Consider the following 21,652-nt stretch of genomic DNA (forward strand, 5'->3'; position numbering starts at 1 on the left):
GTGTCAGGCACGTAGCGCTGTGCCTGACACGCACATGGGTCGGTGGTCCGGTACCGGACCACCGACGTTTGTCGGTCGGCTAGCGACCACCCTCGTTGCGCCGGTTCTCCCAGCGCTCTTCAAGCCGGGCCAGGAAGCCGCCTGAGCTGCCACCGCCCTGCCGCCTACGGGGCTTGCGCGCTCCCCCGTGCGGCGGCTGGACCGTGCCGTCGTCAGCAACGACGCCGACCGGACCGTCCTGCTGCTTCTTGCGCGGTCCGAGGAACGCGAAGACCACGCCCGCGAACATCAGCACGAAGCCGATGGCGCCGAGCCAGGTCTGTGACGTCGCCGCACCTACGACAAGAAGAAGCAGGCCGACGACAACGCCGACCCCGGACAGCACATAGCGAAGAGCGTTACCCCGACCTGTGGACTGAAGCGTATTTGCAAGCCGCGGGTCGTCTGACGTCAGAGCACGCTCCATCTGCTCCAGCACCCGCTGCTCGTACTCGGACAGAGGCATCGAGACCCCCGGATCTCGCAAAGGAACAGTGTCCCTTCCAGGATAGGACGACCCGGCCGTCGTTGGTAGTCGACATCCCGGGCATACCAGCGACTATAGGGGCAGATCAGTATCGATGCGCGCCGTTCTTGTGATGTACACCCAGGTCGATCGCTGTTTTCCCAAACTTTTCGCGCACAGCGTCGAGCGCAAGTTCAGCCTCTCGCTGGGCTCCGGAGCGCGGATCGACCGCTTCCTCGAGCGTCGGCTGCTGCGTGGAACCATCTCTTTGCTGGAGATTTTCACCCCGTACACCGACCAGCCGGACCGGCAGCCCGCCCAGATCGACCCCCGCGACGAGCTCCCGAGCGACCAGGTAGATGTCCCGCGCGACGTCGGTGGGCCCCTCCAGCGTTCGCGATCGGGTGAACGTGGCGAAGTCGCTGGACCGGACCTTCACGGACACCGTGCGCGCCATGACGCCCTGGTGGCGCATACGGGCGGCGACCCGGTCGGACAGCTCGAGCACCCGCCGGCTGACCGCCACGGTGTCGTCCTGGTCCGTGCCGAAGGTGGTCTCGGCCCCGATGCTGTGCTCCCGGTGCTCCGGCACGACGGGACGGGGGTCGCGACCCCACGAGAGGTCGTGCAGGTGCGCGCCACTCACCCGCCCGACGGCGGTCTGCAGGCTCGCCAGGTCCGTGTGCGCCAGCTCCTCGACCGTGGTGATGCCCCACGCGGCGAGGGCCTTCTCGGTCTTCTCGCCGACACCCCAGAGGGCGCCGACCGGCAGCGTGTGCAGGAAGTCCACCGTGGCCTCGACGGGTACGAGCATCAGCCCGTCGGGCTTGGAGTGCGTCGAGGCCAGCTTCGCCACGAACTTGTTCCGGGCGATGCCCACCGACGCCGTCAGGCCGTGCTCGGCCTGGATACGACGGCGCAGCGCGGCCCCGATCACCGTGGGCGGGCCGAGCCGCCGCCGGGCACCGCTCACGTCGAGGAACGCCTCGTCCACGCTGATCTGCTCGACGAGCGGTGTGACCTCCTGGAGCATGCCCATGACCGACCGGGACACGTCGTGGTACAGGGTGTGGTCAGGCTTGATCACGGTGGCCTGCGGACACAGCAGACGGGCCCGCGTCATCGGCATCGCGGACCGCACACCGTACGCGCGGGCCTCGTACGTCGCCGCCAGCACGACCCCGCGGTCCTGGCCACCGACGATCACCGGCAGCCCGCGCAGCTCGGGCCGGCGAGCCAGCTCGCAGGACGCGAAGAACGCGTCCATGTCCAGGTGCAGCACCGAGCAGCCGGACTCGTCCGATCCCCAGTTGCGTCTCGCCGCCGCTGACCGCGGCCCCTTGCTCACGAACGTGCTCCGTTCTTGCTGTTGCTCGGTGCTTGCTCAGCGCTCCGAGAATCGCTCCGAGTATCGACCAGGCGGGACACACCCGCCCGGCCGCGTACGCGCCTGCTACGACGCCTCGGGCACCAGGGTCAGGCGCTGCGCGGAGAACCCGGCCTGCGGGTCCACGAGCATCGCCACCTCGTCCCGGAAGTCCTCGGCGCACGCGAGCAGCTCGTCGGCCCGGGCGGGCTCCACCTGCTCCGGGCGGCCCGCGTCGACGGCAGCCCGCAGGGACGCCCCCGCCGCGAAGTAGCCGGACCAGGCCGCCAGCTCCGGCTCGGCGTGCGCCAGCATGTCCCACACCGTCCGCGCACCGGAACGCGCCGACGGTCGCCCACGGAGCGCCACAACGGCGGCCGCCGAACGGATCGCCGCGAGGTGCGCGTGGACGAACCGGTCCCCCGGGTCTGCCGAACGCGCAGCCTCGGCCAGCTCCGCGTCCGCCTTGCGCAGCAGGGCGCTGACGCCTGGCGGGACCGGCACGAGCATCCGCGCGGACACGACGTCCCGCGCGCTCTGAGAGTGCATGGTGCCCATCTCGAACCTCCGATCGAACCCCTTGTGCGACACTATCGAACATACGTTCTATTCTGTCAAGCGAGCCGCCGACCCGGGAGAGACTGTCCCCATGGCCCGCCGCTCCGCCCGACGCAGCCCATCCTCCTCCGCACCACTGACACTCACCGCAGAGCTGCCCGTCGGCCCCGTGCCGATCAGCACCGGCACCGCAGAGGTGGTTCGCGACCCCGACTTCCCGCAGCGCGTGACGCTGCACGTCAACGGCGTGCCGAGCTCCAGCCTCGACCTGTCGGACCCGGGATTCCTCGACTTCGAGTACATGCAGCAGATGGCCGCCTTCGTCGCCCTGCTGCCGCCGGGACCGCTCAAGGTGCTGCACCTCGGTGCCGCCGGCAGCGCGTTCGCCAGGCACGTGGAGCACGAACGGCCGGGCTCACGCCAGCTCGGCGTGGACCTCGACGCGCGGCTTCTCGAGCTCGTCCGCGAGTGGTTCGCCCTGCCGCGCTCACCCCTGCTGCGGCTGCGCGCCGACGACGCCGGGCGGGCACTCGCGTCCGCCCGCGACGAGTCCTACGACGTCGTGGTCCGCGACGTCTTCGCCGGGGACCGCACGCCCGCCCACCTCGTGGGCACCGGGTTCGCCGCCGAGGCGCACCGCGTGCTCCGCCCGGGCGGCGTCCTGCTGGTCAACTGCGCCGACAAGCCGCCCCTGACCACCGCCCGCCGCGAGGTCGCGAGCCTCGCCCAGGCCTTCGGGCCGGACGCCGCCTCCTCGGGCCGGCTCGCCGCCGTCGCCGAGCCCGCGATCCTCAAGGGCCGCCGCTACGGCAACCTGGTCCTCGCCGCCGTCCGGGAGCTGCCGAAGGACCCTCCGGCGGCCCGCCACGACCCCGCCCGCCACGGCGAAGAGCCGCACAACGTGCCTCAGGGGGCCGCAGAGGCCCGCACAGCGCATGACGGCGACATCGTGCGCCCCGACCTGCGTGAGGCCCGTCTGGGGCGCGCCCTGCGCACGCTCGCGGTGCCGGCCACCCTGCTCGTGGGCGACGACGCCACCGCGTTCGCCGGGACGGCGGCACCGCTGGAGACCGCCGCGCCCTGACCCGGTCGCCCGACGGAAGCGAACCCCCGCCCAGGACGCGAAAAGGCCGCCACCCCGAGGGGTGGCGGCCTTTCACAGATACCTCAGAGCGGGACTACTGCTTCCGCCTGCGGACCCTTGGGACCCTGGGTGATCTCGAACTCGACCCGCTGGGCCTCCTCGAGAGACCGGTACCCGTTGGACTGGATCGCGGAGTAGTGGACGAAGACGTCGGCGCCGCCGCCGTCCTGGGCGATGAACCCAAAACCCTTTTCCGCGTTGAACCACTTCACAGAACCCTGCGCCATGCTGTCCTTCGACCTTCCGTCCGGGAACCGACGGCGGGCCCGATGCCCACCCCCGTGCCGCAATGCTTTCCCCGCTTGCTCACGACACGGCGGACGTGGCGTTGGTACGTCACTGCAACGTGCGCCAGTGTGGCACGTACCACTCAAATGTGCCACGGAACAGGCACATTTCTGCCGCAGCTATGACACACCGGGCTCCTTTTTGCCTGTTCGAACGGAGCCGGTGTGCGCCTCAGCCTCCGACTCAGGCGTCCGCTGTGCGGCTCAGACCTGCGGTTCCGCGGGGGCGCGCGACCTCTTGCTCGGTGCGCGCCCCCCGCGGGATTCCCGGATCAGTCGCCGTTCTGCTGTGCGAGGAACCGCTCGAACTCCGCGCCGAGCTCCTCCGCGCTGGGGATCGGGGTGGTCTCCGCGAGGAGGCTCGGGCGACCCACGGAACGGGCGAAGGCGTCGTACTGCTCCTCCAGCGCCTTGACCACGGCCGCGATCTCGGCCGAGTCGGCAACCTGCTTCTCCACCTCGATCTTCGCGTCGGTGGCTGCCTCTTCCAGCTTGGGGATCGCCAGGTCGAGCCCGGTGGCCCGCTCCGTGTGGTGCAGCGCCACCACGGTCGCCGGCGGGTACTGCGCCTGGGAGAGGTAGTGCGGCACGTGGACCGTGAAGCCCATCGCGTCGTGCCCCGCCTCGCCGAGCCGGTACTCCAGCAGCGCGGCCAGCGAGCCCGGCACCTTCACGCTGCCGAACCACGACGTGTAGTCGTCGACGAGGGCCGGCCGCGTCGCGTGGGCGGTCAGGGACAGCGGGCGCGTGTGGGGCAGGCCCATGGGGATGCCCTGGATACCGACGACGAGGCTGACCCCGAAGCGCTCGACCAGCTGGATCACGCCGGCCACCACGCGTTCCCACTGCAGGTCCGGCTCGGCGCCGTGCATCAGCAGGAAGCCGGTGCCCTCGGCGTCGGTCACGTGGTCGATCGCGAGGTAGGGCGCCTGGTAGTCCGACCAGCGGTCGGAGTCGAAGGTCATGGTGGCCCGCTTGGAGCGGTAGTCGAGCAGCTGGTCGACGTCGAACGTCACCAGGCGCTCGACGCGGAACTCGTCGACGAGGTGCTCGACGGCGAGGTCGCCCGCGCTGCCCGCGTCCACGAACCCGCGGACCGCGTGCAGCAGAACAGGTCCGTCGGTGCTTCCGGGCACGCTGCGACCCAGCGTGCGCTCGACCGCTGCTTCGTCGACGTCGTAGATGCCCTGGGGGTCAAGCACGTGCGCTCCCTCGCTCGTCGGGGTGGTTCGGCGATCACCCGATATGACCGGGTGCTCTGCTGAGGTCCAACGCCGCGACGGCCCTGTGTCTTCCCGTTACGCCCTCAGCGTCGCGGGAACCCTACCGAGTCCCGGAACCCCACCGAGCGCAGGGCCCCTACCGACCGGGCAGACGCACCACGGAGACGAAGAACTCGTCGATCTGGCGGACCACGTCGATGAAGCGGTCGAAGTCGACGGGCTTGGTGACGTACGCGTTGGCGTGCAGCGAGTACGACCCGACGACGTCCTCCTGCGCGTCGGACGTGGTCAGGACCACCACCGGGATGTGCCGCAGCATGGGGTCGCCCTTCGCGACCGCGAGTACCTCCATGCCGTCCATCTTCGGCAGGTTGAGGTCCAGCAGCACCAGGTCCGGGGTCGGGGCCTTGGCGTACGGCCCCTGCTTGCGCAGGAACTCGAGCGCGCTGACGCCGTCACCGACCACCGAGACGTTGTTGGGCACACGGTGGTCCTCGAACGCCTCCCGGGTCATCAGGACGTCGCCCGGGTCGTCCTCCACCAGGAGGATCTCCATCACCTTGTGACCGCTCACGCCCGTACCTGTCCCCTGGATTCGGCAACAACGGGACCCGTCGTCGCGACCCGCCGTCGGCCCTGGTCAGGCCGCCTCATCCGAGCGTAGTCGACTGCGCACGTTCGGTCGAAAGGCGCCCTCCGCCGGGCTGCCCCTGCCGCCTGGCCAGGGTGAACCGCACGATGGTGCCGCCGCCGGCCGCCGGCTCGATCCAGATACGGCCCTTGTGGTACTCGACTATGCGTTTCACCAGGGAGAGGCCGATGCCGGTGCCCGCGTACTCGTCACGCGGGTGCAGCCGCTGGAAGATGATGAAGACCCGTTCCGCGTACTGGGCGTCGATGCCGATGCCGTTGTCGACCACGGAGATCTCCCAGTGGGCGCGCATGCTCCGGACCTCGATGCGCACCTTGGGCGCCCGTTCGGGGTCGCGGAACTTCAGCGAGTTGCCCACCAGGTTCACGAACAGCTGCTGCAGCAGCGCACGCTCACCGTGCACGACGGGCATCGGGTCGTGGACGATCTCGGCCTGCGTCTCCACCACCCGCTCGGACAGCTCGGACAGCGCGCCGGCGAGCACCGCCTCGAGCTCCACGTCCTCGCGCGGCACCCCGGTCCGGCCCACCCGCGAGAAGCTCAGCAGGTCCTGGATGAGGCGCTGCATGCGCTTGGCGCCGTCCACCGCGAACTCGATGTACTGGTCGGCGCGGTCGTCGAGCGAGCCGCCGTACCGCTTCTGCAGGAGCTGGGTGAAGCTCGCGACCTTGCGCAGGGGCTCCTGGAGGTCGTGCGAGGCCACGTAGGCGAACTGCTCGAGGTCGCGGTTGGACCGCTCGAGCTCGCGCGCCTGCTCGCTGAGCAGGCCGTGCGCGTTCTCGACCTCCTGGTGCGACAGCCGGATCTCCTCCACCTGGTGCACCAGCTCGCGCCGCATCGTCTCCACGTGCATGGCGAGCAGGGCGACCTCCCCCGCACCCACCGGACGGATCTCGCGGCCGAGCACGCCGCTGCTGACCACCCGCACGCCGGCGGTGAGCGTGGTGAGCGGGCGGATGACCCAGGTCTCAAGGGCCAGCCACATCATCGTGCCCATGAGCACCACGACGAGCACCAGGGCCACCACCGCGCCCAGCAGCAGCTGCTCCCAGACGGCCCGGGTCTCCATGATCTCGTCGCGCTGCGCGCCCAGCTCGGCCAGGTACTGCACGACGGCGGTGCGGGCGCTGTCGTAGAGCGCCTCGCCCTCGGCGGATGCCGGCGCCGTGCCGAGAAGCTCCATCCGGCACGCCATCTGGCCGGCCGGCGCCGCCTCGACGGCCGCCACCACGGGCTCGGCGTACTCCTCGAACCAGGCGTCGGTGCGGCGCACCGCCTCCTCGTGGGCCAGCGCCACCTCGGCGTCGGACGCGAGCTCGCGCCGTTCGACGTCGGCCAGGAGCATGATGCGGCCGCTCGACCCGACCGCCCGGGTCCAGGGTTCGAGCGCCGCGTCGTCGCACGTCGCGCGGTAGGCGCGCAGCGAGGCCTCGGCGTCGCCCAGCGCGAGCGAGGCGCGCTCGCCGTCGACCAGCGCGCGGGTGTACGGGCCGTCTGCCCTGGCGTCGAGGCTGCGCGACTGGACCAGGGCCAGCACCGCGACCGCGAGCGCGATGATGAGCATGGCCGCGACCGCACCCAGGAGCCGGGCGAGCCGGCGTCGCATGGACACACCGGTGAACCGGTGCTCGTCCGGAACCAGCGTCATGCGCGCGACCACTCCACCGAGTCGGCGAGCGTCGACGTCCGCTCCGGCGGCCCCGTCGCCCCGGCGCCGGCCCAGCCGACGAAGAGCAGGGCCGCGTCGTCGACGAGGGGGCCGCCGTGCAGCTCACGGACGCGGCGCAGCACGCGGGTCACCACCTCGTCGGTGCCCTGGTCCATCTCTCGCTCCACGACGCTGCGCAGCCCGTGCGCCCCGAGCCGCGGCATGCGTCCGTGCGCGCTGGGCGCCAGGACGGGCGTGCCCTTCGGGTCGGCCCCGACCGCGGCCTCGACGAGCCCGTCCGTGTAGAGCACGGCGGTCCACACCTCGGGCAGCTCGACGGTGTGCGCCGACCAGCCGCCGTCCACCGGGATGCCCAGCGCGCGGCCCCGCCGCACCGACGGCAGCTCCTCGCAGTGGTGCGTCACCTGCGCGGCAGAGTCGGTGGAGGTCCGGGGCACCACGAGCAGCGGCGGCAGGTGCCCGGCGAGGTAGACGTCCATGCGCCGGCGGTCGGGTGAGATCACCGCCTGGCAGATCGTGACGAACACCTCCGGGCGGCCCCGCTCCGCGAGGAGCACACGCTCGAGCAGGGGCAGCACGTTGTCGGCGGGGGTGTCCGCGAGCACCAGCGTGCGCCACGCGGTGCGCATCGCGGCACCGAGCGCCGCCTCGTCCGGGCCGTGCCCCGCCACGTCGCCGATGACCGTGACGAGCGTGCCGTCGGGGCGCTCCACCGTGTCGAAGAAGTCGCCCCCGAGCAGCCCGTTCCCGCCGGGCAGGTAGCCGACCATGACCGAGACCTTCTCGTCGGTGACCAGCTCCTTGGGCAGCAGCGCACGTTCCAGCCGGGTGGTCTCGGCGGCACGCACCTCGCTGCGGTACAGCGCGATCTGCTGGGCCGCGGACCGGCGCCGTAGCGTCGCGTACCGCAGGCAGCGGGCGAGCGCGTCGCCGTCCACCTCGCCCTTGACCAGGTAGTCGTCGGCGCCGTTGGCGACGGCGGCGGCGCCGAGGTCGTGCGAGGTGTTTCCGGTCAGCACCACGACGGCGGGCTGGACGGGCAGCACGTCGATGCCGTCGATGACCCGGCGCAGGGCGCCCAGCCCCTCGGCGTCGGGCAGACCCAGGTCCAGGAGCAGGCAGTCCACCGCGACCATCGAGAGGACCCCGAGCGCCTCGTCGACGGACCGCGCCCGGTGCAGCTCGGCGCGCAGGTCCGCCTCGACGTCGGCGTCGGCGAGCAGCTCGCTCACGAGGAACGCGTCCGCGTCGTCGTCCTCGACGAGCAGGACCGAGATGGGACCGTCGATCCAGGCCGGGCGCGCCTCGGGTCCGCGCCCGCTCCCGGGCCCCGCAGAACCTGCCCCGCCCAGTGCCATGGCGGCGATCCTATCCAGCGAGATGACGCCGTGTCAGCGGACAGGCCGACAGGTGGGCGATAATGGTCGGCCGGTTGATTCTGACCGAGGTTTTTTCGCTGGTGAACCACGGAGGTATGGCGTGACGGGAATCGCGGGCGAGCTCGCCCACGAGCAGGCAGTCGTCGACACGATGTACGTCCGTCTGGACACCCTTCGGGGCACCACGGCGGACCGCCTGCGGGGGGTCCGCCTGGCGGGCGCCAGCGGTACGCACCAGAACCGCAGCGAGCGGGACGCTTTCGCGACCCTCTACGAGGACCGGGCCGCGCAGCTCGACGCGGTGGAGGACCGGCTGGTCTTCGGCCGTCTCGACCTGGCGGACGGCGCCACGCGGTACGTCGGGCGGATCGGGCTGACCGACGTCGAGCACCGCTCGATGCTCACCGACTGGCGCGCCCCCGCGGCCGAGGCGTTCTACCGCGCCACGGCGCTGCACCCGGGTGACGTGCGGCGACGTCGGCACCTGGTGACGAAGGGCAGGTCGGTGACCGGCCTGGAGGACGAGGTGCTCGACCTCGACGCCGAGATCGACCCCGACGCGCTGTCCGGCGAGGGCGCGCTGCTCGCGGCGATGGCCCAGGGCCGCACGGGCCGGATGTCGGACATCGTGGCGACCATCCAGGCCGAGCAGGACCGCATCATCCGCTCCGACCTGTCGGGCGCGCTCGTGGTCCAGGGCGGCCCGGGCACCGGCAAGACGGCGGTGGCGCTGCACCGCGCCGCCTACCTCCTGTACGCCCACCGGCGCCTGCTGGAGCGGTCCGGGGTGCTCGTCGTCGGCCCGTCCAGCGCGTTCCTGCGCTACATCGACCAGGTGCTGCCGTCGCTGGGCGAGACCGGCGTCGTCTCGACGACGGTGGGCGACCTCATCCCCGGCATCCGGGCGACCGCCGTCGACGAGGGGCAGGTGGCCCGGCTCAAGGGCCTGCTCCTGTGGCGCAAGGTCATCCGCCGCGCCGTGCGGGCGCGGGAGCGCGTGCCGGAGCACGAGACGCCGGTGCGGGTGGAGGGGCACGACTTCGTGATCCGCCCCAAGGACATCAGCGACGCGATCGCCCGCGCCCGCCGCACGCACAAGCCGCACAACCTGGCGCGCGGGGCGTTCGTGCGCGACATGCTCGACCGCCTCACCGACCAGTACCGCGACTTCACGGGCGGGCTCCTGTCGGGCGAGGACCGCTCGTCGGTGTTCGAGGACCTGCGCTCGGACCGCACGGTCCGCGTGGCGCTCAACATCGCGTGGCTGCCGATCACCCCGGAGAAGCTGGTCAGGGACCTGTACTCGAAGCCGCACCGGCTCGCCGAGGCCGCGCCCGAGCTGACCGCACGCGAGCGGCGCCTGCTGTTCCGGGAGGCCGGCGCGCCGTGGACGGAGTCCGACGTACCGATCCTCGACGAGGCGTACGAGCTGCTCGGGGAGGACGACTCCGTGGCACTCGCCGAGGCCCGCAACCGCGAGGCCGAGCAGGCTCGGGAGATCGAGTACGCCCGCACCGTGCTGTCCTCGACGGGCGCGGGGGACGGTCTGGTGGACGCCGAGATGCTCGCCTCCCGCTTCGCCGCGAGCGGCCCGTCGCTGACCACCGCCGAACGCGCGGCGGGCGACCGCGCCTGGACCTACGGCCACGTGGTCGTCGACGAGGCGCAGGAGCTCTCCCCCATGGCCTGGCGGTCGCTCGTGCGCCGGGTGCCGACCCGCTCGATGACCATCGTCGGCGACGTCGCCCAGACGTCGTCCGCCGCGGGCGCGCGCAACTGGGACCGCATGCTCACGCCGCTGCTGCACGACGGGTGGCGGCTCGCCGAGCTGACGGTCTCCTACCGCACGCCGTCCACGGTCGCCGACACGGCCCAGGCCGTCGCACGGGCCGCCGGGCTGCCCGTCTCGGAGCTGCGCGCGGCGCGCGACGTCGAGGGCTCCCTCACCGCCGTCCGTACCGCGGCCGGCCCCGACGGCCTGCCGGACGACGACGCGGTGGTCGCCGAGGCGATAGCCCTCGTCAAGGAGCTCGTGGGACCGGACGCCGGGCGCGTGGCGGTCGTGGCGCCGTCGGCCGCCGTCGCGCGGCTGGCCGAGGCGGTCGCCGCGGCCCTGCCCGAGGCGGTCGGCGCCGCCGAGGCCGGCCGGCTGGCGGCGCAGCGCCCGGAGGACGCGCAGGTCCCGGTGCTCGCGCCACGGCAGACCAAAGGCCTGGAGTTCGACGCGGTGGTGCTGGTGGAGCCGGCCGCCATCGCCGAGGGCGCCGGCGCGACGAGCGACCTCTACGTGGCGATGACCCGCCCGACCCAGCGCCTGGTGGTAATACACACACGCAACCTCCCGGAGGGGTTCTGAAGCCGGGATTCGCGAAGTAGAGCGCCTGTCCGAGTCTCCCGGGTCAAGCCGGGAGCCTCGGACAAGCGCTCTACTTCGCGAATCCCGGCTTACCGTCCCAGTGGGCGGGACGTGGGGGTCGTGCGTTTGTTGGTTCCCGTGTGCCTGGCGCACCATGGGTGCGTGCAGCGAGCCCTTCTCCTCGAGAACGTCCACCCCACCTCCGTCCCGATCCTGGAATCGGCCGGGTACGAGGTCGACTACCGCAAGGGAGCCCTCGACGAGGACGAGCTGATCGCCGCGCTCGACGGCGTCCACCTCCTGGGCATCCGGTCCAAGACCGAGGTGACGGCGCGCGTCCTGGCCGAGGCGACGAGCCTCGTCGGCGTGGGTGCCTTCAGCATCGGCACGAACCAGATCAACCTGACCGCCGCCGCGAACCGCGGCGTCGCGGTGTTCAACGCGCCGTTCTCCAACACCCGGTCGGTGGTGGAGCTCGCCATCGCCGAAATCATCTCGCTGACCCGCCGGATGACGGAGCGCGACCGCGCCCTGCACGCCGGCGTCTGGGACAAGTCCGCGGAGGGGTCGCACGAGGTGCGCGGCCGCACGCTCGGCATCATCGGCTACGGCAACATCGGCTCACAGCTCTCCGTGCTCGCCGAGAACCTGGGCATGTCGGTGATCTTCTACGACACCGCCGAGAAGCTGGCGCTCGGCAACGCCCGCCGCGCCGAGACGCTCGACGAGCTGCTCGAGACCTCGGACATCGTGACGCTGCACGTCGACGGCCGCTCGGGCAACGCGGGGCTGTTCGGCGAGAAGCAGTTCGCCCGCATGAAGCAGGGCGCGATCTTCCTCAACCTGTGCCGCGGGTTCGTCGTCGACGTCGACTCGCTGGCCGAGCACATCACGTCGGGACACCTGTCGGGCGCCGCGGTCGACGTCTTCCCGGAGGAGCCCAAGAAGCGGGGCGACGCCTTCGAGTCGGTGCTGCGCAACCTGCCCAACGTGATCCTCACGCCGCACGTCGGCGGCTCCACGGAGGAGGCGCAGGAGGCGATCGGCCAGTTCGTGGCCAAGAAGCTCAGCGACTACGTGGCGACCGGCTCGACGATGCTCAGCGTCAACCTGCCGAACCTGCAGCTCGAGCACACCGGCGTCGGCCGCATCAAGCTGCTGCACCGCAACGTGCCCGGCGTGCTGGCCACGGTGAACCAGATCTTCGCCGACCACGGCGCCAACATCGAGGGCCAGATGCTCGCCACGCGCGGCGACATCGGCTACGTGGTCACCGACATCTCCGACGTGACCGAGCGCGGCGCCTCGAAGAAGCTCCAGGCGCTGGACGCCACGATCCGTCTCCGCATCCGCGACGCCTTCGAGCGCCCGGAGTTCCCGCCGGGCCCGGCCGCCCGCTGACCCCTCGTTGAGTGCGTGATATTTGCCCTTCTGACACCGTCAGGAGGGCAAATATCACGCACTCAACAGTTTGGTCAGAGGGCGGACGGTGGGAGCTCGTATGACGCGAACGCCTCCGCGACCTTCGCCTCCGTCAGGCCGTAGCGCTCCAGCGTGTACGCGTGCGGGCGGTGTCCCGTCCGGTCGAGCGACGCGGCGAGGTTCGCGTCGTCCTGCTCGCCCCACGTCAGGTCCACCCGGTCGAAGACCCCGCGCAGCACCGTCTCCGGATCCGCGAGCAGGTCGTCGTAGAGGACGTCGACCACAGCGGAGTCGGGGAGCTGCTCCCGCAGCTTGATCGCGCGCTCGACCCCGCCCGCGGAGATGCCCAGCCACTCCTGGCCGATCCGGGCCAGGTCGATCCGGCCAGGCTTGATGTACATCGTGTGCGTCGCCTCAGCCATCGAGCAGCCCGAGGCGACGGCGGCCCCGGGCGCCCGGTGCGTCCAGACGAACCGCGCGTCCGGGAAGGCGCGCAGGATCTCCGGCAGCCGCCACAGGTCCATCGGGTGCTTGAGGACCCAGCGGTCCGGCGCCTCGCCCGCCGCGATGACCTGCAGGGCGTCCCGGAGGAACAGGAAGTCGGCGGTGAGGTCGGCGTCCGCCACGTAGTCCAGGTAGCGCGGTGCGGGCCCCCACGTCGCGAACATCTCCGTGTGGGCGCGCAGCATGAAGTCCTCCTCCTCGCTGTCGGCGACCAGCGGGTGCAGGTGCGCCCACGCGGGGCTGAGCTTCGCCACCGTCGCGAACCGCTTGCGGGCCTGCGCGATCAGCTTCTCGCGCTCCGCCTCGGGACGCGGCAGGCCGAGGTTGGTCATCTCCCACAGCTTGGGACCGCGGTTGCCGGGGCTGCGCGCGATCAGGTTGTACGTGAGCGTGGTCCCGGTCCGCGGCAGGCCGACGACGAACACGGGCGCCGTCACCGGCTCGTCGCGCACCCCGGGGTGCTTCGCCTGGATGTCGCGGACCACCGCGCGGTTGTCCAGCCGCTCCCGGATCTGCTGCTGGGTGCTCATCCAGCCCATGCCGCTCAGGTCGGGGTTGGCGGCGTGGTCGGCGAGCAGCAGCCGCAGCCCGTCGAGCGCGGCGAGGTCGTCGGCGCCGAGCGGCACGCGCCCTTCCTGGACCTCCTGGAGCAGCCGCTCGAAGACGGCGTCGGGGTCCTTGCGGGTGCGCATACCGGGTGTGAGCAGCACGTTGAGAAGTCGGAGCAGTGGTGTGGCCTGGGGCATGGCGCACATCCTGCCCATACCGGCGGACGGCGACAAGCCGCCGGGCACCGGCCCGGCCGGATCGTGACGGAGCTGTTTGCCAATCCGGAGCGTCCGTCCACTAGCATCCCAAGCGAGTGCCTGTGCTCGGCGTCACACCGTCGTGCCGGGCTGTCGTCGAGAGGGGAATCGTGACCGCACGACCGCCGTCGGGCCCGCTGGTACGGCTGGGTGAAGTCAGTGACCGCACGCTCCTCGTGGAGACGACGGCGGCCGCCGACGCCAACGAGGTGTACGAACGGCTGCGGCTCCAGTGGGGAACGGTCGCGCCGGTGGACCTGGAGCCGGGCGTGCCGGCCTGGCTGGTGCTCGGCCACGACGAGGCGGTGGGCGTGCTGCGGGACGACCGCACCTTCATCAAGGACCCGTCGATCTGGCACGGGCACGCCGAGAACCTGCTCGGCCCGCAGTCGGCGCTGCATCTGGTGCTCCCCCGCGCCCCGAAACCCACGCTCGCCGACGCCGACGGCGCCAAGCACGCCCGGATGCGGCCGCCCGTCGACGACGCGCTGGGCCAGGTCGACGAGGCCAGGGCGGGTGCGATCACGCGCCGGCTGTGCGGGTCGCTCATCGACCGGTTCGAGGACCGCGGCCGCGCGGACCTGGTCGCCGAGTACGCCGCGGTCGTCCCGTTCCTCGTCCTGTCCGAGCTCGACGGGCTCGAACCGGGCCAGGCGCAGCGCCTCCAGGAGATCACCCGGGCGATCTTCGAGTCCGGCGCCGCGGCGCGCGAGCGGACGGTCGAGCTGCTGGAGATCGTCACCGAGCACATCGCCCACAGCAGGGCGCTCGGCACCCGCGACATCGCGGGGATCCTGGCCGTGCACGACAACTTCGAGAGCGACCTGGAACGGGCACAGACCCTGACCGCCATCACGCTGGCGGCCAACGAGTCGCTGCTGGCCTGGATCGCGCAGACGCTCGCACTGGTGCTGAGCGACCCGCGCTTCTCCCACCGGGTCTCCGGAGGCCGGCTGCACATCGACGACGCCCTCGACGAGGTGCTGTGGCGCTCGACGACGAACCCCAACCTCATGCCGCGGTTCGCCACGCGCGAGGTGACGATCGGCGACAAGCTGATCGAGCGCGGGGCGGCGGTGATCGTCGGGGTGCACGCGGCCAACCACGACCCGCAGGTCCAGAGCGCGGACCCGTGGGACACCGTGGGCAACCGGGCCTACCTGTCGTTCGGCGCCGGTCCGCACAGGTGCCCCGCGCCGCGCCTCGGGCGGGTCATCGCCCGGATAGCGGTCGCGGAGCTGCTGCAGCGCCTGCAGGTCACCCTGGTCGGCGACCCCGACAAGGTCGAGTGGGCGACCAGCCCGTGGATGCGTTTCCCCGCCCGGCTGCCCGTGACGTTCCCGTCGCCGCTCCAGCAGCCCGTCCCCGGCGGCTGGCCCCCGGAGGAGTTCGCGCTGTAGGTAACCGGGTCTCCGGGAGCGTCACGCCGCCCGGACGGCGGCGAGGCTGGTCGCGATCACGACGTCGGCGGGCGGCGTGTCGTCGACGGCGACGCCCGCCTCGTCCGGCTCCAGCGGCTCCAGCGTGTCGAGCTGGGACTGCAGCAGCGACGGCGGCATGAAGTGGGTGCGGTGCCGCATCCGGTCGAGCAGCACGTCGAACGTCGAGTCGAGGTGCACGAAGAACAGCCCGGGATACCCCTCGCGCAGCCAGTCGCGGTACACCCGGCGCAGCGCGGAGCAGGCGGTCACCGAGATCTCGCCCGCGGCGTCGAGCCGGGCGATCTCGTCGGCGAGCGAACGCAGCCACGGACGCCGGTCGTCGTCGTCCAGGGGGATGCCCGCCGACATCTTCTCGATGTTCGCGGCCGGGTGGAACGCGTCGCCCTCGACGAACACGCCGCCGAGCGCTGCCGCGAGCGCGCGGCCGACCGTCGTCTTGCCGGTCGCGGTGACGCCCATGACCACTATGTGCCGGGGCGCGCTCATCCGGTCACGAGCCAGAGCAGTGCGGCGATCAGGAAGATGGCGAGGCCGAGGGTCGTCTCCAGGACGGTCCACGTCTTGAGCGTCGTCTTGACGTCCATACCGAAGAACCTGCTCACGAGCCAGAACCCGGAGTCGTTGACGTGCGACAGGACGGTCGCGCCGGCCGCCACCGCGAAGACCAGGAGCGTGATCTTCACGTCGCTGAGGCCCTCCGCCGTCACCTGCGTCGAGATCAGCCCGGCCGTCGTCGTCAGGGCGACCGTCGCGGACCCCTGGGCGACGCGCAGCACCGTCGCGATGAAGAACGCCTGCAGGAGGATCGGCATGCCCAGGTCGGACAGCGCCTCGGTGAGCGCCGAGCCGATGCCACTCGCGCGCAGGACCCCGCCGAACATGCCGCCGGCGCCGGTAATGAGGATGATCGAGCAGATCGGGCCGAGGGCGTCGTCCAGGATGCCGGTGGCCTGGCCCATCGAGAACCGGCCACGGGACAGCGCCGCGAGCGCGACCAGGACGGTGATGAGCAGGGCGATCGGGGTCTGCCCGACGAGCGTCAGAGCGTTCGCCCAGACGGCGTCCTCGGCGACGACGCCCGCCGTGACCAGCGTGCTGACCACCGTGTTGAGCGAGATCAGCACCAGCGGCAGGAGCAGGATGGACAGCACGGTGCCGAACCGTGGCGGGGCCTGGGTGGCGGTGGCGGTTGCCGCACCGCCCGCTCCGGTGCCCCCGTCGCCTGCGGCGTCCTGGTCCCGGCCGCCGTTCAGCTGGCCGAACACCGCGGTCGGGATGTCGATGACGTACCGCGCGCTCAGGTACCGGGCCACGTAGTGGACGCCGAGGAACCAGGCGGCCACCGCCACCGGCACACCCAGGAGAAGGGTGAGGCCGATGTTCCCGCCCATCGCGGCGGCGGCCGCGACCGGCCCGGGGTGCGGCGGAACCACCGCGTGCATGACGGCGAAGGCACCGGCCGTAGGCAGCCCGTACCGGAGGATGCCGCCCCCGAACCGGCGCGCGACGGTGAAGATGATCGGCAGGAACACCACGAGACCGGCGTCGAAGAAGATCGGGAAGCCGAAGATGAGCGCGGCGACGCCGAGCGCCAACGGCGCGTGCTTCTCGCCGAACCTCGCGATGAGCGTGTCGGCAAGGACCTGCGCGCCGCCGGTGGTCTCCAGCAGCCTGCCGACCATGACGCCGAAGCCCACCAGCAGCGCCACCGAGCCCAGCGTCCCGCTGAACCCGCTCAGCAGCGCGTCGGGGACGTCCGCTATCGGGATGCCCGCGGCGACCGCCGTGAGCAGGCTGACGAGCACGAGCGCGACGAACGCGTGCAGCTTGAGCCGGATGATCAGGAACAGGAGCAAGGCGACCGCAGCCGCCGCAATCAGGAGCAGGGTGCCCGCCCCGTAGACCGGTTCGATCTCGGTCATCACCGCCTCCTCGCGGTCCGTTCTGGCTCACATGATCGCCTCGACAGTAGCAGGGTGAATTACGACGACGGGGTAGGACCGTCGAGCGTTTTGCCAGGTAGCCAGCTCGTGCGGCCCAGGGCAGCGCGCTCCGCGCGTCAGCCGACTGCGGCAGCGAGCACCCGGTCGAGCACCTGGTGCGCGGCGTCTCGCGCCTCGCTGCCCTGCGGCTGCTGGGCGATCCAGAGCGCCGCCTCGTTCATGGCGCCGGACAGCTGGGCGGCCGTCGCGTCGAGCAGCGCGGCGGGGACGCCGACGTCGGACAGCGCCTCACGCAGGTGCACCACCGAGTTCTCCGCGTCGAGACGGCGCCACTGCTCCCAGCCGAAGACGGCCGGCGCGTCGATGAGGAGGACGCGCACAGCCGGGGCGGCGGTGATGGCGTCGAGGAACGCGTGACAGCCTGCGCGCAGCTGCGCCCGCGGGTCGGCGCCGGCGCCCTCGGCGGCCGCCACCACGGCCTCCCCGACCTCCGACTGGAGCCGTGCCGCGACCGCGCGGAACAGTCCGGCCTTGCTCCGGTAGTGGTGGTAGACCGCGCCGCGCGTGACGCCGGCCGCGCCCGCGACGTCGTCGAGCGAGACCGCGGCGAAGCCCCGGGCGGCGAGCAGGTCGGTGGCCGAGTCGAGGACCGTCCGGGCGGTCTGGGCGGCGTCCGCCGCTGAGGCGCGAGGCAAGAGCACTTCCTTTACGTACACGGTGTATGTAACCTGAGTCTTACATACACACTGTACTTAAAAGGAGCTCCCCATGAACGTCACCGGCCTCTACCCGGTCCTCATGTCGCGGGACGTCGCCGTCGCCTCCGCCTTCTACCGCGACCTCCTCGGCTTCGAGATCACCTACGACTCCGACTGGTACGTCAGCCTGCGGCTCGGCGCGTTCGAGCTCGCGCTGGTCGCCCACGACCACCCCACGATCCCGGCGGGCTACCGCACCCTGCCGCAGGGAGTCCTGGTCAACCTCGAGGTCGACGACGCCGACGAGGTCCACGCGCGTCTCACCGGCCACGCCGGGCTGGAGCCGCTGCTGCCGCTGCGCGACGAGGACTTCGGGCAGCGGCACTTCATCGTGGCCGCGCCGGACGGCGTCCTGCTCGACGTCATCCAGCCGATCCCGCCCACCGCCGAGTACGCGGACGCCTACGCCGAGGCGTGAGCCCGGGCCGCCGGGAGTCCGCGTCAGCCGGCACCCGGGCCCCCGGCCGCCTGCCGGACGAGCTCACCCAGACGCTCCCACGCGGATTCGGACACGTCCGTCAGCGCGTACGCCGTCGGCCAGAGGCCGTCCGCCGAGTCCAGCTGCGCCAGGGCGCTGAACCCGAAGGTCGAGTAGCGCTCCTTGTCCTGCTGTCCGCTGCGGAAGAAGCAGAGCACCTTGCCGCCGCGGGCGTAGCCGGGCTGCCCGTAGTACAGCTTCGGCGCGAGCTCGGGCGCCGCCGTCGTCACCATCGCGTGCACCCGCTCGGCCAGCTCGCGGTCGCCGTCGGGCATCTCGGCGATCTTGGCCAGGACGTCGGCCTCGTCGGCGGCTGCCTTCTCGGCCCCGCGCGCACGCTTCACCTCGGTCCTCAGCTCGGTCGCGCGCGCCTTGATCGCCGCGCGTTCCTGGGCGGAGAAGCCGTCCTCTTTCGCCTTCGCGCCAGCCGTGTCGGCCATCGGGATTCCTCCTGGTGTGGGTGTTGACTACACCGTCCAGGTTAGGTTTTCGCGCGGTGGACGGCTTCTCGATTCCTGACCGGTGCCCCGGGCGCGGAGGGCCGGGGGCATGCGCGCCACACGTCGCGGACCTAGCGCGGCGCGATCGATCGCCTGCGCCTCCTGGGGAATCACCAGTGGCGCCAGACGCGGGCTGAGGTCATCAAGCCCGCCGCGTGCCGGAGACCTGGGTTCGCGGGAGCCTTCCGGCATGTGAGTGACCCTTGAGCAGGTCGCCGGTCGCGATCACGTCGAAGTCGAGGTTGAGGCGCACGGGCCTGGTGACCTTCTGCGACCAGGTGACGCGCTCCCCGTCGGTCGTGGGCTCGACGGTGATGGCCTCCAGCGTGCCGGTCTCGCCCTGACCCTCCGCGGTTCCGGCGAGCGTTCCGCCGTCCTCCGTGAAGGTGTAGCGGGTCTCGAGGGTGCCGATGGGCGTCTTCAGCCTGACGTCCCAGGTTCCGGTGATGGTGTGCATTCGTCGCTCCGTGTTCGAGGTGTCGCGGGCGCAGGGGCTCAGGCAGCCTGCGGGACCCGGCCGGTGTTGGACCAGACCGTGCCGCGCCGTTCGTACTCGAAGAGCGTCTCGACGGCCCGGGCGATCTTCGGCCCGTACGCGAGCTCCAGCAGGTAGAGGCCGAGGTCGAGCCCCGAGGTGACACCGCCGGCGGTGATCAGGTCGCCGTCGTCCACGACGCGCGCCTGCACGGCGAGCGCACTGGTGGCGTCCAGCATGTCCATGCCGAGCACGTGCGTGACGGCGTGGCGCCCCTCCAGCAGCCCCGCCATCGCCAGGGCCAACGAACCCCCGCACACAGCGGTGACGGTGACCGCCGGGTTCTCCATCGCCTGCTTGACCAGCGGGATAGCCGCCGTCTGCGAGAAGCGGGACAACAGCACCGGGATCGTGTCGATGCCGTCGTCCGGGTCACCGTCGATCGGTCCGCTCGCCCCCGGGACGACGACGTAGCCGGGCTTCTCCGGGTCCAGCGTCCCCGTGGCGGGGACGGTGAGGCCCAGGGTCCCCGAGACGACGAATCGCGGGCCCTCGGCGGTGACGAGCTCGACCGCGAGCTCACCGCCGACGGCGGCGCTCCCCGCGGCGAGGACCTCGAACACACCGATCGCGTCCAGCGGGTCGAAACCATCGAACAGCAGGACCTGGGCCGACAGGGCCATGAGAACTCCTCAGCAGTAGACATCAGCGGGTCGTCAGGCAAGGGCATCGAGGCCGCCCGCAGTCCATGCTCGACGTAGCTCCCGGGTCGAACCACTGGCTCGCGTGCCATTGTCCGACTGGATCTGGCCAGCACCGCCTCGACCGCCGGGTGTTGCCGTTCGGATCGCTACCGTGGGCCCGTGCACACCGTCGTGGTCGTCGCCCTGCCCGACACGATCGTCTTCGATCTGGCCACACCGATCGAGACCTTCGGACGCGCCCGGCTGCCCGACGGCCGCCCGGCCTACCGGGTGATCGTCTGCGGCACCGAGCCGGTGGTCGACGCAGGCCCGCTCCGGCTGGGGGTCGACGCCGGCCTGGAGGCACTGGGACGGGCCGACACCGTCGTGGTCCCCGGCCGCATCCATCCCGAGGAGGAGACCCCCGCACCGGCCCTCGACGCGCTGCGGGCCGCGGCCGAGGACGGCACGCGCATCGCCTCCATCTGCGTCGGAGCGTTCTCGCTCGCCGAGGCCGGCCTGCTCGACGGGCTGCGCGCGACGACGCACTGGCTCGCCGCCGACGCCCTCGCGAAGCGGTACCCGTCGGTCGAGGTGGACGCCGAGTCCCTCTACGTCGACAACGGGCAGATCGTCACGTCGGCCGGCGCCGCGGCCGGGCTCGACATGTGCCTGCACCTCGTCCGCCGTGACCACGGCGTCGCCGTTGCGGCCGACACCTCACGGCTGTCCGTCGCACCGCTGCACCGCGACGGCGGCCAGGCACAGTTCATCCTGCGCAACCCGCCCGTGCTCAAGAGCGCGACGCTGGAACCGGTACTGATGTGGATCGAGGAGAACGCCCACTCGGACCTCGCACTCGCGGACATCGCCGCGGCGGCCCGCATGAGTGCCCGGACGCTCAACCGCCGGTTTCACGAGGAGACCGGTCAGAGCCCGGTGCAGTGGCTCGGCGGCGTCCGGATCCGGCACGCGCAGGAGCTGCTGGAGACCACCGATCACGGCGTCGAACGCATAGCCCGCCAGGTCGGGTTCCCGAGCCCGAGCAACTTTCGGACGCTCTTCCGCCGCGCCACCGGCGTCACCCCGCACGCCTACCGGACAACGTTCCGCGGGAGGCCGCACGGCGCAGGCGACGTCACTTCCACGTTCCGACGGCGTTGACGGCGGCCTCGGCGAGGACGGCGTCGATGTCGTCGTGATTCGGTTTCCGAGAGCAGGTACGACAAAGGCCGCCGACCCGGTTGTTCACCAGGTCAGCGGCCTCCACCACCGAGGATCAGCCGGACTTGCGGCGGAACATCTTCTGTTCCGCGGCAAACTGCTGGGACTGCTCGCGAGGCGCGTTTCGAATCCGTGCTGCTGGCCGCGTTGGGCGGTCAGAACGGCGCTTGATTCTGCCGTTCCCGGACTGTACGCCCCAGAGTGCCACGACAACGCGACAGTGGGCAACCGTGGGCGTCAGCGGGTGCTGCAAGTGTGTCATTTCGCGTGTCAGGCGG

21 protein-coding genes are annotated in these 21,652 nt (G+C 71.7%); 6 read left to right on the forward strand and 15 right to left on the reverse strand.

Annotated features, from left to right (window positions below):
• Window positions 1–79: 79 nt before the first annotated feature.
• The 3 genes from ACNYC2_RS16535 to ACNYC2_RS16545 form a co-directional block, all read right to left on the reverse strand.
• Entirely contained in the window at window positions 80–505 is a 426-nt protein-coding gene (locus ACNYC2_RS16535; RefSeq protein ID WP_116674596.1) for a DUF3040 domain-containing protein, read from the reverse strand.
• Between the two features lie 106 nt (window positions 506–611).
• Window positions 612–1,853: a DNA polymerase IV gene (locus tag ACNYC2_RS16540; RefSeq protein WP_419702834.1), complete on the reverse strand. Its 1,242-nt coding sequence runs from the start codon at window positions 1,851–1,853 to the stop codon at window positions 612–614.
• A gap of 105 nt (window positions 1,854–1,958) precedes the next feature.
• Window positions 1,959–2,420 carry an SAV_6107 family HEPN domain-containing protein gene (locus tag ACNYC2_RS16545; RefSeq protein WP_419702835.1) on the reverse strand — a complete coding sequence of 154 codons (462 nt, stop codon included), beginning with the start codon at window positions 2,418–2,420 and terminating at the stop codon, window positions 1,959–1,961.
• Window positions 2,421–2,520: 100 nt separating this feature from the next.
• Here ACNYC2_RS16545 and ACNYC2_RS16550 point away from each other — a divergent pair, with 100 nt between their 5' ends.
• Window positions 2,521–3,513 (forward strand): spermidine synthase, encoded by a 993-nt coding sequence (locus ACNYC2_RS16550; RefSeq protein ID WP_419702836.1) that lies wholly within the window; start codon window positions 2,521–2,523, stop codon window positions 3,511–3,513.
• A gap of 83 nt (window positions 3,514–3,596) precedes the next feature.
• On the opposite strand, the gene ACNYC2_RS16555 is transcribed toward ACNYC2_RS16550, so the two are convergent.
• From ACNYC2_RS16555 to ACNYC2_RS16575, 5 genes are all read right to left on the reverse strand, one after another.
• Entirely contained in the window at window positions 3,597–3,800 is a 204-nt protein-coding gene (locus ACNYC2_RS16555; protein WP_116674592.1) for a cold-shock protein, read from the reverse strand.
• Between the two features lie 332 nt (window positions 3,801–4,132).
• Window positions 4,133–5,062: a proteasome assembly chaperone family protein gene (locus ACNYC2_RS16560; protein ID WP_419702837.1), complete on the reverse strand. Its 930-nt coding sequence runs from the start codon at window positions 5,060–5,062 to the stop codon at window positions 4,133–4,135.
• Window positions 5,063–5,219: 157 nt separating this feature from the next.
• Window positions 5,220–5,639 (reverse strand): response regulator, encoded by a 420-nt coding sequence (locus ACNYC2_RS16565; protein WP_419707848.1) that lies wholly within the window; start codon window positions 5,637–5,639, stop codon window positions 5,220–5,222.
• A gap of 94 nt (window positions 5,640–5,733) precedes the next feature.
• Window positions 5,734–7,383 (reverse strand): sensor histidine kinase, encoded by a 1,650-nt coding sequence (locus tag ACNYC2_RS16570; protein WP_419702838.1) that lies wholly within the window; start codon window positions 7,381–7,383, stop codon window positions 5,734–5,736.
• Window positions 7,380–8,762 (reverse strand): PP2C family protein-serine/threonine phosphatase, encoded by a 1,383-nt coding sequence (locus ACNYC2_RS16575; protein ID WP_419702839.1) that lies wholly within the window; start codon window positions 8,760–8,762, stop codon window positions 7,380–7,382. Before ACNYC2_RS16575 ends, ACNYC2_RS16570 begins: the two co-directional genes overlap by 4 nt.
• A 121-nt stretch (window positions 8,763–8,883) precedes the next feature.
• On the opposite strand from ACNYC2_RS16575, the gene ACNYC2_RS16580 reads away from it, so the two are divergent.
• Both ACNYC2_RS16580 and serA read left to right on the forward strand, forming a co-directional pair.
• The gene (locus ACNYC2_RS16580; RefSeq protein ID WP_419702840.1) at window positions 8,884–11,139 is read left to right on the forward strand and encodes a HelD family protein; all 2,256 of its coding nucleotides are present in this window, start codon (window positions 8,884–8,886) and stop codon (window positions 11,137–11,139) included.
• A 162-nt stretch (window positions 11,140–11,301) separates the two neighbouring features.
• Window positions 11,302–12,540, forward strand: a complete 1,239-nt coding sequence (gene serA, locus ACNYC2_RS16585; RefSeq protein ID WP_419702841.1) for a phosphoglycerate dehydrogenase — start codon at window positions 11,302–11,304, stop codon at window positions 12,538–12,540.
• A gap of 74 nt (window positions 12,541–12,614) precedes the next feature.
• On the opposite strand, the gene ACNYC2_RS16590 is transcribed toward serA, so the two are convergent.
• Window positions 12,615–13,811 carry a sulfotransferase family protein gene (locus tag ACNYC2_RS16590; RefSeq protein WP_419702842.1) on the reverse strand — a complete coding sequence of 399 codons (1,197 nt, stop codon included), beginning with the start codon at window positions 13,809–13,811 and terminating at the stop codon, window positions 12,615–12,617.
• 170 nt (window positions 13,812–13,981) lie between these two features.
• Here ACNYC2_RS16590 and ACNYC2_RS16595 point away from each other — a divergent pair, with 170 nt between their 5' ends.
• Window positions 13,982–15,271 (forward strand): cytochrome P450, encoded by a 1,290-nt coding sequence (locus tag ACNYC2_RS16595; protein WP_419702843.1) that lies wholly within the window; start codon window positions 13,982–13,984, stop codon window positions 15,269–15,271.
• A gap of 21 nt (window positions 15,272–15,292) precedes the next feature.
• Here ACNYC2_RS16595 and ACNYC2_RS16600 read toward each other — a convergent pair whose 3' ends face one another.
• The 3 genes from ACNYC2_RS16600 to ACNYC2_RS16610 form a co-directional block, all read right to left on the reverse strand.
• The gene (locus ACNYC2_RS16600; RefSeq protein ID WP_419702844.1) at window positions 15,293–15,799 is read right to left on the reverse strand and encodes a gluconokinase; all 507 of its coding nucleotides are present in this window, start codon (window positions 15,797–15,799) and stop codon (window positions 15,293–15,295) included.
• Window positions 15,796–17,235: a GntP family permease gene (locus ACNYC2_RS16605; protein ID WP_419702845.1), complete on the reverse strand. Its 1,440-nt coding sequence runs from the start codon at window positions 17,233–17,235 to the stop codon at window positions 15,796–15,798. Before ACNYC2_RS16605 ends, ACNYC2_RS16600 begins: the two co-directional genes overlap by 4 nt.
• A gap of 137 nt (window positions 17,236–17,372) precedes the next feature.
• Window positions 17,373–17,951 (reverse strand): TetR/AcrR family transcriptional regulator, encoded by a 579-nt coding sequence (locus ACNYC2_RS16610; RefSeq protein ID WP_419702846.1) that lies wholly within the window; start codon window positions 17,949–17,951, stop codon window positions 17,373–17,375.
• Between the two features lie 73 nt (window positions 17,952–18,024).
• Between ACNYC2_RS16610 and ACNYC2_RS16615 the strand changes: the two genes are divergently transcribed.
• Window positions 18,025–18,432 carry a VOC family protein gene (locus ACNYC2_RS16615; protein ID WP_419702847.1) on the forward strand — a complete coding sequence of 136 codons (408 nt, stop codon included), beginning with the start codon at window positions 18,025–18,027 and terminating at the stop codon, window positions 18,430–18,432.
• 23 nt (window positions 18,433–18,455) lie between these two features.
• Here the strand turns inward: ACNYC2_RS16615 and ACNYC2_RS16620 are convergent, their stop codons facing one another.
• From ACNYC2_RS16620 to ACNYC2_RS16630, 3 genes are all read right to left on the reverse strand, one after another.
• A complete protein-coding gene (locus ACNYC2_RS16620; RefSeq protein ID WP_419702848.1) occupies window positions 18,456–18,932 on the reverse strand; it encodes a DUF1801 domain-containing protein in 477 nt (158 codons plus the stop codon).
• 202 nt (window positions 18,933–19,134) lie between these two features.
• Window positions 19,135–19,449: a hypothetical protein gene (locus ACNYC2_RS16625; protein ID WP_419702849.1), complete on the reverse strand. Its 315-nt coding sequence runs from the start codon at window positions 19,447–19,449 to the stop codon at window positions 19,135–19,137.
• A gap of 38 nt (window positions 19,450–19,487) precedes the next feature.
• The gene (locus ACNYC2_RS16630; protein WP_419702850.1) at window positions 19,488–20,150 is read right to left on the reverse strand and encodes a DJ-1/PfpI family protein; all 663 of its coding nucleotides are present in this window, start codon (window positions 20,148–20,150) and stop codon (window positions 19,488–19,490) included.
• Between the two features lie 180 nt (window positions 20,151–20,330).
• Here ACNYC2_RS16630 and ACNYC2_RS16635 point away from each other — a divergent pair, with 180 nt between their 5' ends.
• Window positions 20,331–21,314: a GlxA family transcriptional regulator gene (locus ACNYC2_RS16635; RefSeq protein WP_419702851.1), complete on the forward strand. Its 984-nt coding sequence runs from the start codon at window positions 20,331–20,333 to the stop codon at window positions 21,312–21,314.
• The last annotated feature ends 338 nt before the right edge of the window (window positions 21,315–21,652 follow it).

It is taken from the genome of Promicromonospora sp. NFX87, from assembly GCF_048564965.1.
Classification (GTDB): Bacteria; Actinomycetota; Actinomycetes; order Actinomycetales; family Cellulomonadaceae; genus Promicromonospora.

Bases quoted from the DNA above. Each gene is read 5' to 3' on its own strand.
- ACNYC2_RS16565 (WP_419707848.1), bottom strand. From the start codon at position 5,639: ATGGAGATCCTCCTGGTGGAGGACGACCCGGGCGACGTCCTGATGACC.
- ACNYC2_RS16625 (WP_419702849.1), bottom strand. From the start codon at position 19,449: ATGCACACCATCACCGGAACCTGGGACGTCAGGCTGAAGACGCCCATC.
- ACNYC2_RS16620 (WP_419702848.1), bottom strand. From the start codon at position 18,932: ATGGCCGACACGGCTGGCGCGAAGGCGAAAGAGGACGGCTTCTCCGCC.
- ACNYC2_RS16555 (WP_116674592.1), bottom strand. From the start codon at position 3,800: ATGGCGCAGGGTTCTGTGAAGTGGTTCAACGCGGAAAAGGGTTTTGGG.
- ACNYC2_RS16590 (WP_419702842.1), bottom strand. From the start codon at position 13,811: ATGCCCCAGGCCACACCACTGCTCCGACTTCTCAACGTGCTGCTCACA.
- ACNYC2_RS16600 (WP_419702844.1), bottom strand. From the start codon at position 15,799: ATGAGCGCGCCCCGGCACATAGTGGTCATGGGCGTCACCGCGACCGGC.
- ACNYC2_RS16545 (WP_419702835.1), bottom strand. From the start codon at position 2,420: ATGCACTCTCAGAGCGCGCGGGACGTCGTGTCCGCGCGGATGCTCGTG.
- ACNYC2_RS16575 (WP_419702839.1), bottom strand. From the start codon at position 8,762: ATGGCACTGGGCGGGGCAGGTTCTGCGGGGCCCGGGAGCGGGCGCGGA.
- ACNYC2_RS16570 (WP_419702838.1), bottom strand. From the start codon at position 7,383: ATGACGCTGGTTCCGGACGAGCACCGGTTCACCGGTGTGTCCATGCGA.
- ACNYC2_RS16630 (WP_419702850.1), bottom strand. From the start codon at position 20,150: ATGGCCCTGTCGGCCCAGGTCCTGCTGTTCGATGGTTTCGACCCGCTG.
- ACNYC2_RS16535 (WP_116674596.1), bottom strand. From the start codon at position 505: ATGCCTCTGTCCGAGTACGAGCAGCGGGTGCTGGAGCAGATGGAGCGT.
- ACNYC2_RS16605 (WP_419702845.1), bottom strand. From the start codon at position 17,235: ATGACCGAGATCGAACCGGTCTACGGGGCGGGCACCCTGCTCCTGATT.
- ACNYC2_RS16615 (WP_419702847.1), top strand. From the start codon at position 18,025: ATGAACGTCACCGGCCTCTACCCGGTCCTCATGTCGCGGGACGTCGCC.
- ACNYC2_RS16550 (WP_419702836.1), top strand. From the start codon at position 2,521: ATGGCCCGCCGCTCCGCCCGACGCAGCCCATCCTCCTCCGCACCACTG.